Below are 16,721 nucleotides of genomic sequence, written 5' to 3' on the forward strand. Positions count from 1 at the left end.
AGACATGTCCGAACGAGGAGACAAAACACCCCATGCCGCAATCCCGACAACCCAACAAAGACGCCTACAGCCTTATTCTCGAAGCGATTGACGTGGGCGTGTACAAGCCCGGCGACCGATTGGTCGAAAGTGAGTTGGCGGAACGTTTCGGCGTGTCCCGCACACCGATCCGCGAAGCGCTGCAGCGGCTGGAGACGCAATCCCTGCTGGAACGCGACGGGCGTTCGCTGATCGTGGCCTCGTTGGACCACAATCAGATGGCCGAATTGTATGTTGTGCGGCGCGAGCTTGAAGGGTTGGCAGCAAAGCTGGCTGCAAAGCATGCCACCGAGGAAGAAATCAAAGTGCTTCAGGATATGGTTGAAGCAGATGATGCGCTGGTGAACGACCCGTCGGCGCTGTCTCGGGCGAACCGTCGGTTTCATGAACAGATCCATCTGGCCTCGCACAACCGGTATCTGGTGCAGCAACTGGACCTTGTTCATCGGACCATGGCGTTGATGGCGACCACATCCCTGGCCGTCCAGGGGCGCGGTGAGATCGCGCAAAGCGAACACAAAGGCATTGTCGAGGCGATCGCCGCGCGGGATGAAGAGGCCGCCGAACGCGCGCTGAAGGACCATATCTCTGTCGCGTTCATGACACGTCTGAAACAGGATGCGGTGCTGCGCGAGAACTGATTTCTAGAGCGGCTTAACTTCTTCACTGGCCTGCCCATGCTGGGTTTTGTCCCAGAAGAACGGGTTGCTGGCCAATTCCCACAGCGCTTTGTAGGCGGCGAGAACGCCAAGTGGAAAATACAGAGGCATGGTCGGAACCCATAGCATGAGGAACCGCCTTTCCCGAGCGCTAACCGCGAGCATTCCGGCAATCAAATTCGTGAGTTCGGCAGCAAGAAAAAGGCTGAGCAAGGCGTAGAACACACCTTTGGACAAGATTGGATCGAACGGGCCTGCAATGCCCAACGTCGCCAGCCAGAACACCCACAGCACAGGGGCCAGCAGAAACTGACCGATGGTGCCAAGAAAAAACGCCTGGACCCCAAGAAAACGCTTTAGCCCAAGTTCCCTGAGCAAACGCATCGGCGCGCGCATATGAACCAGATAGGTCACCATGAAACCCTTGAGCCAGCGCGAGCGCTGTTTGACCCATGGCCAAGCGCGAAAGTTCGCTTCTTCATATGTCGTGGTATCGACCATCTCGGTCCGATAACCCGCGCGACTGAGGCGGACACCCAGATCAGCGTCTTCGGTCACGTTGTGGGCATCCCAGCCGCCTAGTTCCAACAGTTTATCTCTGCGGAAAAAGAAGGTCGTGCCGCCAAGCGGAACTACCAGACCCAGACGCGCAATACCCTGCAGGATAATCCGAAACCAGCTGTTGTATTCGATGGTAAAACACCGTGATCGCCAGTTGGTTCGGGGATTGTAGTAATCCAGAACGCCTTGCAAACAGACAACATCCTCACCGGCCCGTGCGAAATGCCCGACGACGCGTTCTATCTGATCGGGCTGCGGAGCGTCCTCGGCATCCCAAACGCCCAGAATGTCGCCACGGCAAAAATTCAGCGCGTAATTCATCGCGCGGGGCTTTGTGGTTAGCCCGTTTAGTTCAGGGACTTCAACGGTACTTATCCAACTGGGCAGATTGACCTTTTTCAGCGCGGTGCGCGTGACATTATCCGAAACTTCGAGAACCAGAATGACGTCGAGCAAGGCTTTGGGATACGTCAGGCGATGAAGCCGCTTTATCAGAGCGCCTGCGATCTCTCTTTCTTTGTAAAGTGGCACCATGACCGAAACACGTGGTAATCGCAGCGGTACCGGAACGGTTTCGGAGTTTGTACGATTCTGCCTGCGTTGCCCAAGGAACGAGAGTAATCCGGCCAGGCGCAAAACCATAAACAGGACCAGGGAAGCAACGGCGGCAGTCAGAAGGATGGTCAGACCGGCAACAGGGAAGGCCGCCAAAAAACAAACGAGCCCGACCAGCGCCACGACAGGCCCCGCGCGGGCCGTTGGCGTCCAGGACCGGCAGCTTTGATCCTCATCAACCCGCGTTTCCGCAGCCTCGGCCAGCGCACCGGAGAAGGTTTGGGCAATTGCCCGATCAATCTGGCTTGCCGACGCAAGCACGGGTGCAATTGTGTGTTCGGTGTCCGACAACGCGGCACGAACAGCAGCAAAGCGATCCGGGCACGCGGTTGCCACCAACAAAATCGGCCCGATGCGCTGCCATGGGACCACATTGTGTTCCAACCAGAAGTCGACAGGTCTGATGTCACACAAATCCCGCGGCGGCGCCATGTTTTCGAGGTCTGCTATTTGCAGGCAGTGCTGTTCCGATAGCGCTTCCATGACCTCCTGGCGGCTGACCCAGCCTTCACCCACAAGAATCTCGCCCAGCGGGGCCTGTTGTCTGGATTGCAGATGCAGCGCTTTTTCCAGTTGCGGGGGAGTAATGCAACCACGCTCAACCAGGCAGGTGCCCAGGGGTTTTCGCGCCCGAACAGAAATCGGCGCGGCGCGCGCGAATTGCTGCAGGTTCAGTTCGACCATAAAAAAACCCTGACGCGGTGACCCGGCGTCAGGGTTGCTCAATCAAGGTTAACAGCGGGTTAACATCGAACGATGAGGCGATTAAGCCTTCGCCTTCCGACCCGCCATCGCCTCGGCAAAGCGTTCGAACAGGTAGAAGCTGTCCTGCGGGCCGGGCGAAGCTTCGGGGTGGTACTGAACCGAATAGACCGGGCGATCCGACATCCGAATGCCGCAGTTCGATCCGTCAAACAGTGAGCGGTGTGTCTCGACTACGCCTTCAGGCAGGGATTGTGCATCCACCGCAAAACCGTGGTTCATCGAGGTGATTTCGACCTTGCCGGTATCCAGATCCTTGACAGGGTGGTTCGCGCCGTGGTGGCCGTGGTTCATCTTGACGGTCTGACCGCCCAGAGCCAGCGCCAGCATCTGGTGGCCCAGACAAATACCAAAGACGGGCAGGTCAGTGGTGTCCAAAACCTCTTTGATCATAGGCACCGCGTATTCACCCGTGGCCGCCGGGTCGCCGGGGCCGTTCGACAGGAAAACGCCGTCGGGGTTGTGGGCCAACACTTCGGCGGCGGTGGCCGTGGCCGGCAGTACGGTCACATCGCAACCAGCGGAGGCGAGGCAGCGCAGAATGTTCCGCTTTGCGCCGAAATCGACGGCGACGACCTTATGCACGGGGGCTTCCTGACGCTTGTAGCCGTCCGGCCAAGCCCACCGCATCTCGTCCCAGCGATAGCTTTGGGCGCAGGTGACGTCTTTGGCCAGGTCCATACCTTCGAGACCGGCAAAGCCACGTGCGGCAGCGACCAGAGCCTCGATGTCGAAATTGCCCTCGGGATCATGCGCCAGCGCCACATGTGGTGCGCCCTGCTGACGGATGGCACGGGTCAGGCGACGGGTGTCAACGCCACCGATGGCGATCCGTCCGCGGCGTTCAAGCCATGTTTTCAGTTCTTCGGCCGAGCGCCAGTTCGACGGCTCTGTCGGGTCCCACTTGACCACCATTCCGGCCGCAACCGGGTCGCCGGTCTCGTCATCCTCGGGGTTCACACCTACATTACCAATATGAGGGAATGTGAAGGTCACGATCTGTCCCGCGTAGGAGGGGTCGGTCATGATTTCCTGATAACCGGTCATGGCGGTGTTGAAGCACAGTTCGGCAACGGTCTGGCCGGTGGCGCCGAAGCCCATACCGTAGAACAATGTACCGTCGGCCAATGCCAGACATGCGGTGGGCTTGGACGGGGCGTTCTGGGCCATGGCGCGACTCTCCTGCAAGGTAAACCGGCGCATACCTAAGGGGGTTGAACGCTCGGGTCAAGTCTGTTCAATTTTTGGGCTATTGTTTTAAATCAATGGGTTAGGTATATTGACCCCCTGTTGTATCGCGCTTTTTGTTTCGATATGGTCAGGGTTCCTTTGCCATGGGGATGGACAGAACATATGGATATGCGATCAAGGGTCAACACAGCCCTTAAGCAAGCAATGAAAGATAAGGACGCCGAGCGGTTGTCGACGCTGCGGCTGATTAATGCTGCGATCAAGGATCGTGACATCGCCTCGCGTGCGTCTGATAACGAAGAAGCCAAAGGTTGCGGCGACGCCGAGGTGCTTGAAATCCTTGGTAAAATGACCAAACAACGCAAGGAAAGCGCCCGTGCCTACGAAGAGGGCGGCCGGCTGGATCTGGCCGAGCGGGAGCTGCGCGAGGTCGAGGTCATCGAGGAATTCCTGCCCAAGCAATTGGACGATGACGAAGTAACCAAAGCCATTCAGACCGCGATCACTGCCACGGGCGCCGGTTCGATCCGCGATATGGGCAAGGTGATGGGCGAGCTCAAAACCCGTTACACCGGCCAGATGGACTTCGGTAAGGTCGGCCCAATGGTCAAGGATCAGCTCTGCGCCTCAAACGGCGGCTGCTGAGCGCTAATCAATCAGAGAATTCTAAGGCTGCGCGACCGGTTCGCGCAGTTTTTTTGTGAGCTCATCATAAAGAGCAATTCGCTCTTCTTCCGACAGAAAAGCACCGATTTCCACTTCGCGCCCCTCTCCGATCAGCGTGACGTAGTTGGGAACCGGGCCTCCATACACGTGCATCTCGGGGCGCGCCCAATAGCGATTGCAGCTCCACTCTTGCTGACCCCGACGCGGATGGTGGTGCACCAACCGGGCCTGCGTGCCGTTCAGCGTCAGAATCTCGAACACGCTGCGTGCCTTGTAATTGGACTGAATCGCCAGCCATAGCCCCAGGACTGTCACAAGTAAAAAGGGCAGCAATCCCCACAGAAGAACCGAGCCAAGCACGGCGAGAAGGGGAATCAGGCCAAACAGGAATACGGAAAACACCACCCACATGGCCCAGCGTGGGGGCAGGGAGTTATGTGGCCACAGGCGCAACTCCTGCTCGGAACTGGAGGTTTGATTCCATCGGTAAGGCATGGTTCAAAAATAGCGCAACACCATCGGGTGTCGAATGGGAAAGATCAGGTGACGTGGCCGACTCTGGCCCAGGACAAAGCGTCGTCAAGGCGGTCATCGCCCCAAAAAACCTCTCCGCGCACGACTAGGCTGGGGGCACCAAATACGCCCAGCTTCGTGGCCTGATCGGTTTGCGTTTCCAGCGCCGCAACTGTGTCGGGGCTGCGGGCACGGGCCAGCGTCAGGCGCGGGTCCTGCTGGCAGCGGTGCAGGGCTTCGGATATGGCCGCTTCGCTTCCGGCTTCGATCCCGTCTTCGAACCAGATGCGGTACAGGTTCTGTGTAAATGCTTTGCCCCAACCGTCCGACATCCCCAGCAAGGCCACCTGATTGGCCAGAGCGAGATCCGAGATCGGATAGGGCGCGGGAAGCTGGGCATGAAGGTGATACTTGGCGGCGCGTCGTTCGATGTCGCGCCACATATACGCGGATTTTATCGGCTTGCCTGCGAAGGGAATATTCTTCTGTTCGGACATCACGGTGCGCACGTTGAACGGTCGCCAGTTGACCGTCGCGTCATGTTCGTCGCACCATTCATCGAGGCGCATGATCGTCAGGTAGCTGTAAGTGCTGCCAATGGAATACCAAAAATCTAATTCGGGCATCTGTTTACTCCGATCGCAGAGTTTCAGAATGCATGATACCCTAAAACCGTCAGGTTTTCGAATTTGCCCTAAAAGCGGGCGGCCAGCCCGCTAATGACCGGTAACTTAAAACAGAGCTTTTTCGATGGGTTGCGCTGGTTGAGGTGCAACCCCACATTCGGTTATCTGACGCAGATCGATTTCGATTGTCCGGCACAAGGCCGAGATTGGGACATCGGTGACATCGCCTTCGAACGGATCTTCCATTGAGGCGCTGACGCGTTCGGTGACGAAGAAAATCCAGCACACCAAAGCGCCAAACGGGGCAAAGGTGAGCCAGTCGACCATCACGGCCTTCATCATCGAAACGTCGTCCCCGGTAATGACCGAACGCTCGTCGTTGAAGGCAAGAGGCAGCATGAAGATGAAGATCCAGCTGAACATGCGGCCGACTTCGGCCACCTGGCGGGGAAAGGGGGTGTTCTTGAGACGCTCACACTGACCTTGAGCCGCTGTGAACCGGCCCAGGCGGTCCATCAGCGATACGTGCCAGTAGGGTGAGATCTTGCCGTCCTGCGCCATTCCCGACAGCCGCCGGGCCTGCAGGTTCAGTAGGCAGGCTGCGCGATTATTCTTTCCCTCAAGGCGCGGCAAGTCCATGTCCAATTGGCTTTTCTGCCAGTTCTCGGGTTTCTGATGCAGCTCTTCACGGTCGGACAACGGCGAATGGCCGAACATCCAAGGCCTGCGTGTGCGTCCACTGGGGGAAGGTTGGCGCAGTTGATAGGCCAGCATGTTCAGCCAGGCGATATGCCGTTCAACCAACTCGCACCTCAGCTCTGGTTCGATCTGAGTGCCGTCCGGTTGGACGAGCGTACCGATTGTGTTCCCCCAATCGCGGCTTGAATTGGCGATTTCGCCCCATACGCGTCTTGCTTCTGTCCAACGCCCATACGCGGATGTGTTCTTGAACCCCAGGAAGAACGCAACGGCCAATCCCAGCATGGCGACCGGCGGGCTGGGGTTCGAAATCAGGTCAATTGGGGTGAGCTCATCGACCACCAAAACCAGAAAGATCCACGCCAGCACGATACAGATAAAGCCAGCGGATCCTTTGATGAGCTTCCGAATAGAAATGCCGTCGTGAAGTAACATGGTTAAGTATCGTCTGCTTGGGCGTCGCTAATTCCTGTTTTTGAATACTATTCGGACGATCTTGCGTGTGTCTACGTGTGCGTCGCAACAGGCAGCGAAAGGCAGGCAAGAAAAAAGCCCCGCACTGGGCGGGGCTTTGATCGGTTTCTATAGTGCCGGGATCAGTGCGCGTGGCCTTTGTCCCAGTCTTCCTGCTTCGGCAGCTGCTCGAACGTGTGCTCGGGCGGTGGTGTGGGCAGGGTCCATTCCAGCGTGTCCGCGTATTCGTTCCACGGGTTCGGACGCGTCTCTTTCGCACCGCGCAGCAGGGCGTAGATCACGATGCCGAAGAACAGCAGGAACGAGGCGAACGAGATGAACGCACCAATCGACGATACAAAGTTCCACTGGGCAAATGCCTCGGGGTAATCGATGTAGCGGCGCGGCATGCCCTGACGGCCCAGGAAGTGCTGCGGGAAGAAGGTCAGGTTGGCGCCGATGAAGAACAGCCAGAAGTGAACCTTGCCCCAGAACTCGGAATACTGACGGCCCGTCATCTTGCTGAAGTAGAAGTAGACACCAGCAAAGATTGCGAAAACGGCACCCAGCGACATCACGTAGTGGAAGTGCGCAACGACGTAGTAGGTGTCGTGATAGGCACGGTCCACACCAGCCTGCGACAGCACAACGCCAGTCACACCGCCAACGGTGAACAGGAACAGGAAACCAAAGGCGAACAGCATCGGCGTCTTGAACTCGATGGAACCGCCCCACATGGTCGCAATCCACGAAAAGACCTTAACGCCGGTCGGAACCGCGATGACCATCGTGGCCAGCATGAAATACGCCTGCTGACGCAGCGACATGCCAACGGTGTACATGTGGTGCGCCCAAACGACGAAGCCCAGAACACCAATCGCGATGATCGCCCAGACCATCGGCAGGTAACCGAAGATCGGCTTGCGTGCGAAGGTCGCAATCACGTGGCTGATGATGCCAAAACCGGGCAGGATCACGATATACACTTCCGGGTGGCCGAAGAACCACAGGATGTGCTGATACAGGATCGGGTCGCCGCCACCGGCCGGATCAAAGAAGGTGAAGCCGAAGTTGCGGTCCATCAGCAACATGGTGATCGCGCCCGCCAGAACCGGCAGCGACAGCAGAATCAGCCACGAAGTCACGAAGATCGACCAGCTGAAAAGAGGCACCTTGAACAGGGTCATGCCCGGGGCACGCATGTTCAGGAAGGTGGTGATCATGTTGATCGCGCCGAGGATCGAGGAGGCGCCCGATACGTGCACGGCGAAGATCGCAAGGTCCATGGACATGCCGCCTTCGGTCGTCGACAGCGGTGGGTAAAGCACCCAGCCCACGCCCGAACCCAGCTGGTCGTTACCGCCGGGGCTCAGCAGCGAGGCCACGCCCAGCGACGTACCAGCGACATACAGCCAAAAGGACAGGTTATTCATCCGCGGGAACGCCATATCCGGCGCACCGATCTGCAACGGCATGAAATAGTTGCCAAATCCACCGAAGAGGGCAGGGATAACAACGAAGAACATCATCAGAACACCGTGGTAGGTGATCATAACGTTCCACAGGTGTCCGTTGGGGGTACATGGGTCGGCCATGAAGCCTTCCAGGCACATGTACTGAACACCGGGGTGCATCAGTTCGAGCCGCATGTAGACGGTCATCAGAACCGAGATCAGACCGGCAAGTGCCGAGACGACCAAGTAGAGAATCCCGATGTCCTTGTGGTTGGTCGACATGAACCAGCGCTGGAAAAAGCTGCGCTCGTCTTCATGCCCATGACCATGAATGGCTGCGTCTGCCATTAGGTGCCTCCTGTTGCAACTACACCGCACAGTTGGACCTCTCCAACGCGCGGGATTCCTGCTGGTTTTAGAATGCGCAGAGGGCACCTTCAATGGTCGAGTTTGATCTGGATCAAGATTAATTGTCGCGGGTAGGAGGCTGACCCGCGGAAAATCGACCAAATTCCGCACTCATTTGGGGATCCGCGCCGGGAATTCAAGGGGGCGAGCCTTTGAGTGCTTTCGCCGCTTGACCCGCGCCCAGGTGCGCCGCAGAACTGTGGCGACGTTGCAACCGGAGACTTGAAATGGCCGCATATGATCCCGAGAACATCTTTGCCAAGATTTTGCGTGGGGAAATCCCTTCGACCCGTGTGTACGAAGATAACGAAACGCTGGCGTTCATGGACATCATGCCACGGGCGGACGGGCATTTGTTGGTGATCCCGAAAACGCCGTGCCGCAACATTCTGGACGCCTCGCCCGAGCAACTGGCAGCCGTGATGGCAACAGTTCAGAAACTGGCGAAGGCTGTGGTCAAGGCATTCGATGCGGATGGCGTCACGATCCAGCAATTCAATGAGGCCGCCGGTGGTCAGGAAGTGTTCCACCTGCATTTCCACATCCTGCCGCGCTATGACGGTGTCGCGGTGCGTGCGCCCGGAACGATGGGCGACTTTGATCTGATCGCAGAGCATGGCGAAAAGGTCAAAGCCGCGCTGAACTGAGCGACCCGATTTACTTTGTATTCGAGTGCGCACCCATGCATTCGCTATGGTTACCAAAGGCGTGAAGCACGGCGCAGACGTGGTCGTGCTTTCCGTCGCAAGCCGCTGAAATTCGGGTCAGTTCAGCCTCGAGATTTTGCAGGCGGGCAATACGGTCCCTGAGGTCGGCCCGTTGCTTCTCGGCAATTTCGTGTGCCCGGTTGAGGTCGCTGCCCGACGCGCCCTCAAGGGACAGCAAGCCCACGACATCGGCCAGCGGCAATCCCAAATCACGGCAATGGCGAATAAAGAGCAGCCGTTTCAATGCTGTCTCATCATACCTGCGCTGATTGCCCGCCGTTCGCTCTGGCTTGGGCAACAGCCCTTTGTCTTCATAAAACCGGATCGTCGGAACTTTTACCCCGGTCCGGCGCGACAGACTTCCAATCGAATGCATATTTTTTGCCTTGGGCTCTTGAACCTCTAGTAACTAGAGGAATTACATGCGGTGTGGAGTCGTAACAAGGGACACACAAAAAAGATGCCGCATGATCATTCTCACAAGGGGCACAGTCACGCGCACACTCACATCGACCCCGAAGCAGGGGATGCGCGAGTGATTTGGGCGATTGCCGTCAACATGTTCCTGACACTGGCGCAGGTTGTAGGGGGTATCTTCTCTGGGTCGCTGGCGCTGATCGCGGATGCCCTGCACAATTTCTCGGATGCTATTGCGTTGGTCATCGCCTTTTTCGCCCGCAAGATTGCCCGGCGTCCGGCAGATCCCCGCATGAGCTTTGGCTATGGCCGGGCCGAGGTCGTCGCCGCACTGGTCAATTACACAACATTGATCGTGCTGTCAGTGTACCTGTTCTACGAAGGCGTCATGCGGTTTTTCGAACCAGAGCCCATTAACGGCTGGATCGTCGTCTGGATCGCAGCCTTGGCCCTGATCGTAGACCTCATCACTGCTGCGCTGACCTATACGATGGCCAAGGAAAGCATGAACATTCGGGCGGCCTTTCTACATAACGTAGCTGACGCTTTGGGCTCCGTTGCAGTCATCATCGCCGGCAGCGCGGTGATCCTGTTCAACTGGACATGGGTGGACCCGACAGTCACGATCATGATTTCTATCTACATCCTGTGGCACGTCAAAAGCGAGATTGGCGAAACCATCCGCGTCCTGATGCTGGCCGCGCCGCCCGAACTCGACCCCGAAGAGGTTGCCTCCGCCATTGAGAGCCTGCCAGGTGTCGCCGAGGTTCACCATATCCACCTTTGGAGCATGCAGGAGCGCGAACCCGCTCTGACGGCCCATCTAGTCATTGAAACCCAAGCTTGGTCACGCGCAGAAGGGGTCAGGTCCAACGTCAGGCAAGCGCTGAGTGATCGGTTCGGTATCGGGCACGCGACGCTGGAGATCGAACAGGAGGATTGCGCCTGCGTCGGGTCATCGCGTTTCGGGCATGGGGAAGGCTAAGCGCGGTGTGGGATGAGAATTGCCGCTCCGATTTGGGGTCGGAACGGCAGACTCGTTAACAAAGAACTTTTCCGACTTCATGGGATGACCCAAGATCACCGGTTAACACACCACTCACTCTAAGAACGGTAAATTCATATTACCCTTAAACGCGCGGGATGTATCTATTTGAGTGAGTTTTTAGTAATTTTACGCCAATTAAACCGTAGCTATTGGGAAATTTTCGATCGCTATGGAAACAGAAGGTGGCTGTTTCCCGGTATTGTTAACCTATAGTTAATACTAAATGATTCGCAGTATCACGCGTTGATCTGGTCAAAAATTTCCGAAAAGGTTTTTTGCAAAGCTATGTCTACATCGGCCAAAGTGACCGGCAGACCCAAGTCGACCAGTGACGTCACTCCATGTTCGGTGATGCCGCAGGGCACAATGCCCGAGAAGTGATCCAGATCCGGTTCAACGTTGATCGATATTCCGTGGAAGCTGACCCATTTGCGCAAACGCAACCCGATGGCGGCTACCTTGTCTTCCGCAGGTTTGCCGGATGCGGTCAAAGGTTTATCGTTGCGTCGCACCCAAACCCCGACGCGACCGTCCCGGATTTCCCCGTGCACGTTGAACTCGGCAAGCGCCGCGATCACCCATTCTTCAAGTTGCTTGACGAAACGGCGCACGTCTTTGCCGCGTTTGTTCAGATCAAGCATGACATACGCTACACGTTGGCCGGGACCGTGATAGGTATACTCGCCGCCGCGTTTGGCCTCATATACCGGAAAGCGATCCGGATCGGTCAGATCCTCGATCCGGGCCGATGTACCAGCAGTATAAAGTGGCGGGTGCTCCAGCAGCCAGACGCATTCGTCTGCTTCGCCAGCCGCAATCGCGGCCACGCGCGCCTCCATAAAGGCGACAGCATCGTTGTAGTCGGTCAGCCCGTCAGTGATCTTCCATTCCATGGCGGTTCCTTATCGCTGGGGCAGGGCGAAGAAAAGAGGTCACGCGGCCTCGGCCAGGCACCGCTGCAGAACGTTCGTGTACGTCTCGGTCCCCTGAGCCCCTGTGACCAAGTACTTCCCACCGAACACCATTGAAGGGACACCGGAAACACCGTTGTTCGTCCAGAATTGCTGTTTCTCACGAACCGGGGCGACGTGATTGCCAGATTCCAGAGCCGCGCGGGCCGCTGCCCGGTCCAGCTCTGCGGCCTGGACGGCATCCAGCAGGACTTCGATCTTGGAGACGTCCTTTTGGTCGGTGAAATATGCCGCGAAAAGGGCCATCTTCAGAGGATGCTGGCGACCCTGAGACTCGGCCCAGTCCAACAGTTGATGCGCGGCAAAAGTGTTCACCATGCGGCTGTCATCACTGAAATTGAAGGTAAAACCAAGTTCATCCCCGAGCTGGGTCAGCCGGTCACGCGCCTGCTGGCTTTGTTCGGCTGTCGAACCGTACTTTTCCATGATGTGCTCTCGCAGGTTCTGACCTTCGGCGGGCATGTTCGGGTTCAGCTCGAACGGATGCCATCTGAGCTGAGCCAGTACGTTTTGTTCCCGCAAAGCCTGGTCTAGTTGGCGAAAGCCAACGATGCACCACGGGCAGACAACGTCCGAGACGATATCAATCTGAACAATTGGACGTGATTCTTGCGCGGTCATGGACGGGCTCCGAGAACAGGGGCGATTAGCGATGTACGCGCTACAGATATGGGCAGTAAAGAGGAATTCAAACCAGCGTGTTTTTTGCCTCTTCACATCCTGTTCGCCACCGTCTATACGCGCCTCTACCAAGTCACTGGCAGTGCGGTCGTGGCGGAATTGGTAGACGCGCAGCGTTGAGGTCGCTGTGGGGTAACTCCCGTGGAAGTTCGAGTCTTCTCGACCGCACCAACATCTAACCCAAACTGATGAATTGTCAGTGCATCTGCTGTGTACAGTTGCACCAGTTCGCGTTGGAATGCTCTCCCGGCAATTTCCTGTCTCGCCCGCGCGGATCGGGATGTGTATGTGTGAGGCAAGACAGTTTCGGGAAGGGTATTAATGTCTCAGTCGATCACCGTATTCACAACGATGAAGAACGAAGGCCCTTACATGCTGGAATGGGTCGCGTTCCACAAAACGTTGGGTGTCGATCATTTTGTGATCTTCACCAATGACTGTGACGACGGAACGGACAAGATTGCAGTTAGGTTGCAAGAGCTGGGCCTGGCCACCCATGTCAGCAACGAGGTGAAAGAGGGCGGGAATCCTCAGCACCAGATGCTGCGCCGTGCGCGGCGCCAACCCAAGGTCAAAGAGGCCGAGTGGCTGCTGTGTCTGGACGTGGACGAATTCTGGAATATCCGCTGCGGCGACAATGGTTTTGGTGCTCTGATCGCTGAAGTCGAAAGCCGGGCAGGGCAGCCGGTCGACGCTATCTCGTTTGCGTGGAAATTGTTTGGGAGTTCCGGGAACATCAGTTTTGAGGACAGGCCGGTGACCGAAACCTTTTCGATGAGCGATCAGGAGTATCCCTATCATTCGGGCCGCGCCTACGGTCTGAAAACGCTGTTTCGGAACAACGGCAAGTTTACGCGATTTGGGCCGCATCGCCCGAAAGGGTTCGAAGAGGAAAAAGCGTCCGAGATTGCCTGGTCCGATGCTGGCGGCAAACTGTTCCCGGCTGAGAAGGTCGGCTGGCGGGCATGGCGCAGGTTTGACCATTCGCTGGGGCGGCTTCATCACTATTCGGTTCGGTCTATGGACGGTTTCCTGATCAAGCGTGATCGGGGGCGGACGAACCATATCAAGGTGGATCAGGGGCAGTCCTACTGGCAGGACATGAATGCCAACAAAGAGACCGACCAGTCCATCCTGCCCGCGGTGCGCCGCGCTGCGCCATTGCTGGAAGAGTTGAAATCGGATGCGGAACTAAAAGAGCTGCACGCGCAGGCCTGCGATTGGCATCGCGCCAAGGTGTCCGAAATCAAGATGCGTCCGGAATGGGTCGAGTTTCGCTCATGGCTGGCCGACAATCTGATCTGATGGCCATGGCAGACGAACTTTCAAAAGAGCAGCTGAAACCGGAACATCCCGACCGCAAGACCGGGTATGAGCGTATTCTGACCGACCCCGCTCCGCCATGGTTTGTAGAGCTTTATCCCGGTGGAGACGGAACCGGTTTCCTGCAAAAGCTGGAGCGTCATTCGATCCTGTTCCATCAGCGCGACACCACACGGCTGGTGGTCAGCTTCGACAATATCGCAAATGCCAACGACCTGTCATTCGCGCGCGAGCCTTGGGGGTGGAAGTTCTTTCGGGACGAAGGGTGGTCTCACATGGGGGTCTTTGCGCGCACCAAAGCGTGGTATCGCGACGCCGAGGTCCTTTCGTATTTCGAAAGCAAGGTCGCTGAAGGGTTTTTTGAGCGGTTCGATCAGGTCGTTTTCGCGGGTGCGTCGATGGGGGGCTTTGGGGCTTTGACTTTTTCGGCGCATGTTCCCGGCGCTAACGTGATTGCATTCAACCCGCAAACGACGCTCGATGAACGACTTGTGCCCTGGGAAACGCGGTATCGGTTCGGTCGTGTGCAGGACTGGGACCTGCCGATGAGCGATGCGGCGCAGACGGTTCAGGCTGCGGGTAAGGTCTACGTGTTCTATGACCCGTTATTCGATCTGGACCGCCAGCAGGTTGGGCGTCTGCAAGGCGACAACGTGATGTTGCTCAAGACGTGGTATTCGAACCACTTTGCTGCGCCGATGCTTCGAAAACTCGATATCCTAAAGCCGGTCATGCTGGGGGCGATGGATGGATCGTTGGATTCAACCGAGTATTACAGGATGATGCGCGCGCGGCGCCGACTGCCACTGTATATGCGGGGGATCGAAGCCGCCGGAGGGGAGCGGCACCCGGATTTGGTGCAGCGGGCGAGGCAGCGGTTTCGCCGACTGCGCCGACAAGCGATGGCCGAGATGGCAAAGGATGCCCAATGACCCCCGCCAAGGGCGTGTTCATCGGCCAGCGGAAGGACCGCATGGGCGCACGGTTGCTGATGATGCTGACCTGCATACGTCTGGCCGAGGATTTTGGTACAACCTTTCGGGTGAACTGGTTCCCTCAGGGAGCTGATGCACCGGAACTGAATCACCCACAGGAGCTGTTTGCGCAAGGATGGATGGATGAACACTTCCTGAGCCAGGAGGCATTCAGCGCCCTTGCGCAGGATGCTCTACCAATCTGGTCTTTTCAGAACGACGCGTCACCTGATCGCCTGATCGCACATCTCAATTCCGGCAGTTCGGTGCTGGTTGAGGAAGGGTTCGAGGTTCTGGCTTTTCCCTGGGAAGATATCGAAGCCATTCGCCCAAGATACCGCGACTTTATCCGACAGGTCGGATTCACCGAAGAAATCCGCAAAGTGATGGACCGCGCGGATGCCAAGCTGTCAGGGCAGGGCGTGTCGGCCTATCATATCCGCCGCGGCGACATTCTGAACGGATTACCATGGAAACACACGACCTGGCCCGCGAAAATCGAGCCAGAAGAGTTGTATGAGGCGCATCTAGAGAAAAATGCCGATAAGACAGCGATCATGTTTTCTGATCAGCCCGAGCTGGTCAGGCGGTTCCAGAAACGGTTTCCGAACCTGCTGCAAATGTCCGACATCGCCGATGTGTCCGGGATGACCCGAGCCAAGCGCGACTTTCTGGAGCTTTATACGATGTCGCGGGCGGATCAGGTAATTGCGCCGGTCATCTCTGCCTTCTCCATGGCCGCCGCCCGCATCTCGGGGCAGCAGCGCAAAGTGTTTCGGGATGTGTTGACCGAGGAAGAGATTGCTCGGGCGAATGAAGTCACTATTAAAAAACTGCACGCAGGTTCAAATGGGTTTTTGAACGCATCCGAAGCGTCGCACATTTATTCCAAAGCGCTGTTTCACATGAACCGATTGCATTCGGACGATCGGACTGTCGAGGCGACGAGTATCGCAGCGCGGCTTCTGGAAGACGGCGCGGACAACGCATTTCTTCCTCTTCTTCAGGCGCTTAACCTGTTTTATGCAGGTAAATGGGATGCGTCTGCCGAAATGGTCGAAAAGGCCCTGCAAGACCCCAATGTTTGGCCTGAAGACCACGCGGTCTGCGGTGCCATGAAGGCCGCGGTATTGGGGGAAAAGCGAAAGCGCTGGCAGGCAGGGCAGGCATTCAGTCGCGCGTTTTGGGCTAAGCCGATCAGACCGGACGTTTTGGTTTTCGGCTCTCGGGTCGTTTATCGGGACCAAATCTCGCTGCGGCTGTTTCCTCCTACCGACTGGTCGCTGCAAAAGGTGATCCGCAGGCCGTGGTTCAACTTCAATTCCCATGTTGCTCAGCGCAAAGTATTGGTGCGCCTTCCATGCAATTTTGATTTCCTGCTGCTGGACTGGTCAGAACTTTCTCTGGACCAAAAGGCTCGCAGACTGTTCGAAAACCAACCGCGTCTGAATCAGCTGCATGATGGGCTTGTTCGCATGACCGACATCCCGGAATCGGACCCGCGCGTTCAGAGTTTCAGTGCCAAACTGGCTGTACATATGGGTGAGACTTCGATTGCAAAGGCAATTGATTCAACGCGGATGGTTTTGGCCAGTGTGCCAGACAATCCGCTCTATCATAAACGATTGGCCGAGCTCCTTCAGGCCGACGGAAACGGGTCTGCGGCTCGGATCACAATGGCGGATGCGTTGGCGTGCGACCCGGGCAACGCCTTTCTGGTTTTTGCGATGGGGCAGCTGCTGGAAAAGAACGGAGCAGTGGAACAGGGTCAGAACCAGATCATTCAGGCGGCAGAGCTTGACGACAACACAGCAGCCATTCAAGGCGAGGCCGGGCGCATTTTGTTGCAGCGCGGTGAAAAAGACGCGGCCCGTGCGTTTCTGCAAAAAGCACGGGACTTGTGCCCGACGCTCAAGAGGTTTTCCAATCAGTTAAAGCGGGCCGGAGGGTAAAT

16 protein-coding genes and 1 tRNA gene are annotated in these 16,721 nt (G+C 57.1%); 8 read left to right on the forward strand and 9 right to left on the reverse strand.

What is annotated here, in order from left to right:
* Positions 1-32 precede the first annotated feature (32 nt).
* Positions 33-680 carry a GntR family transcriptional regulator gene (locus ACR0J0_RS03280; RefSeq protein WP_239337894.1) on the forward strand — a complete coding sequence of 216 codons (648 nt, stop codon included), beginning with the start codon at positions 33-35 and terminating at the stop codon, positions 678-680.
* 3 nt (positions 681-683) lie between these two features.
* On the opposite strand, the gene ACR0J0_RS03285 is transcribed toward ACR0J0_RS03280, so the two are convergent.
* On the reverse strand, positions 684-2,558 hold the full coding sequence (locus ACR0J0_RS03285; protein ID WP_480661284.1) for a glycosyltransferase: 1,875 nt from the start codon (positions 2,556-2,558) through the stop codon (positions 684-686).
* Between the two features lie 81 nt (positions 2,559-2,639).
* Entirely contained in the window at positions 2,640-3,806 is a 1,167-nt protein-coding gene (gene carA / locus ACR0J0_RS03290; RefSeq protein ID WP_480661285.1) for a glutamine-hydrolyzing carbamoyl-phosphate synthase small subunit, read from the reverse strand.
* A gap of 183 nt (positions 3,807-3,989) precedes the next feature.
* On the opposite strand from carA, the gene ACR0J0_RS03295 reads away from it, so the two are divergent.
* On the forward strand, positions 3,990-4,472 hold the full coding sequence (locus ACR0J0_RS03295; protein WP_480661286.1) for a GatB/YqeY domain-containing protein: 483 nt from the start codon (positions 3,990-3,992) through the stop codon (positions 4,470-4,472).
* 21 nt (positions 4,473-4,493) lie between these two features.
* Here ACR0J0_RS03295 and ACR0J0_RS03300 read toward each other — a convergent pair whose 3' ends face one another.
* The 4 genes from ACR0J0_RS03300 to ctaD all read right to left on the reverse strand — a co-directional run bounded on the left by ACR0J0_RS03300 (position 4,494) and on the right by ctaD (position 8,586).
* Positions 4,494-4,988 (reverse strand): DUF2244 domain-containing protein, encoded by a 495-nt coding sequence (locus ACR0J0_RS03300; protein ID WP_480661287.1) that lies wholly within the window; start codon positions 4,986-4,988, stop codon positions 4,494-4,496.
* 44 nt (positions 4,989-5,032) lie between these two features.
* Positions 5,033-5,632 carry a DsbA family protein gene (locus ACR0J0_RS03305; protein ID WP_480661288.1) on the reverse strand — a complete coding sequence of 200 codons (600 nt, stop codon included), beginning with the start codon at positions 5,630-5,632 and terminating at the stop codon, positions 5,033-5,035.
* 105 nt (positions 5,633-5,737) lie between these two features.
* The gene (locus tag ACR0J0_RS03310; protein WP_480661289.1) at positions 5,738-6,766 is read right to left on the reverse strand and encodes a bestrophin family protein; all 1,029 of its coding nucleotides are present in this window, start codon (positions 6,764-6,766) and stop codon (positions 5,738-5,740) included.
* 161 nt (positions 6,767-6,927) lie between these two features.
* Complete coding sequence (gene ctaD / locus ACR0J0_RS03315) at positions 6,928-8,586, reverse strand: cytochrome c oxidase subunit I (protein WP_480661290.1); 1,659 nt, start codon at positions 8,584-8,586, stop codon at positions 6,928-6,930.
* Positions 8,587-8,873: 287 nt separating this feature from the next.
* On the opposite strand from ctaD, the gene ACR0J0_RS03320 reads away from it, so the two are divergent.
* A complete protein-coding gene (locus ACR0J0_RS03320; protein WP_480661291.1) occupies positions 8,874-9,293 on the forward strand; it encodes an HIT family protein in 420 nt (139 codons plus the stop codon).
* A 10-nt stretch (positions 9,294-9,303) separates the two neighbouring features.
* On the opposite strand, the gene ACR0J0_RS03325 is transcribed toward ACR0J0_RS03320, so the two are convergent.
* Positions 9,304-9,729, reverse strand: a complete 426-nt coding sequence (locus ACR0J0_RS03325) for a MerR family transcriptional regulator (RefSeq protein ID WP_480661292.1) — start codon at positions 9,727-9,729, stop codon at positions 9,304-9,306.
* A gap of 84 nt (positions 9,730-9,813) precedes the next feature.
* Here ACR0J0_RS03325 and ACR0J0_RS03330 point away from each other — a divergent pair, with 84 nt between their 5' ends.
* On the forward strand, positions 9,814-10,755 hold the full coding sequence (locus ACR0J0_RS03330) for a cation diffusion facilitator family transporter (protein WP_480661293.1): 942 nt from the start codon (positions 9,814-9,816) through the stop codon (positions 10,753-10,755).
* 299 nt (positions 10,756-11,054) lie between these two features.
* Here the strand turns inward: ACR0J0_RS03330 and lipB are convergent, their stop codons facing one another.
* Complete coding sequence (gene lipB, locus ACR0J0_RS03335) at positions 11,055-11,711, reverse strand: lipoyl(octanoyl) transferase LipB (protein ID WP_480661294.1); 657 nt, start codon at positions 11,709-11,711, stop codon at positions 11,055-11,057.
* 39 nt (positions 11,712-11,750) lie between these two features.
* Positions 11,751-12,410: a DsbA family oxidoreductase gene (locus tag ACR0J0_RS03340; RefSeq protein ID WP_480661295.1), complete on the reverse strand. Its 660-nt coding sequence runs from the start codon at positions 12,408-12,410 to the stop codon at positions 11,751-11,753.
* Positions 12,411-12,554: 144 nt separating this feature from the next.
* Here ACR0J0_RS03340 and ACR0J0_RS03345 point away from each other — a divergent pair.
* The 4 genes from ACR0J0_RS03345 (at position 12,555) to ACR0J0_RS03360 (ending at position 16,719) form a co-directional block, all read left to right on the forward strand.
* Positions 12,555-12,641, forward strand: a tRNA-Leu gene (locus ACR0J0_RS03345).
* Positions 12,642-12,791: 150 nt separating this feature from the next.
* Complete coding sequence (locus ACR0J0_RS03350) at positions 12,792-13,775, forward strand: glycosyltransferase family 2 protein (RefSeq protein WP_480661296.1); 984 nt, start codon at positions 12,792-12,794, stop codon at positions 13,773-13,775.
* Positions 13,751-14,725 (forward strand): hypothetical protein, encoded by a 975-nt coding sequence (locus ACR0J0_RS03355; protein WP_480661297.1) that lies wholly within the window; start codon positions 13,751-13,753, stop codon positions 14,723-14,725. The genes ACR0J0_RS03350 and ACR0J0_RS03355 overlap by 25 nt, the downstream gene beginning before the upstream one ends.
* Positions 14,722-16,719, forward strand: a complete 1,998-nt coding sequence (locus ACR0J0_RS03360; RefSeq protein WP_480661298.1) for a tetratricopeptide repeat protein — start codon at positions 14,722-14,724, stop codon at positions 16,717-16,719. The genes ACR0J0_RS03355 and ACR0J0_RS03360 overlap by 4 nt, the downstream gene beginning before the upstream one ends.
* Positions 16,720-16,721: the final 2 nt, after the last annotated feature.

Source organism: Ruegeria sp. BF12 (assembly GCF_056538705.1).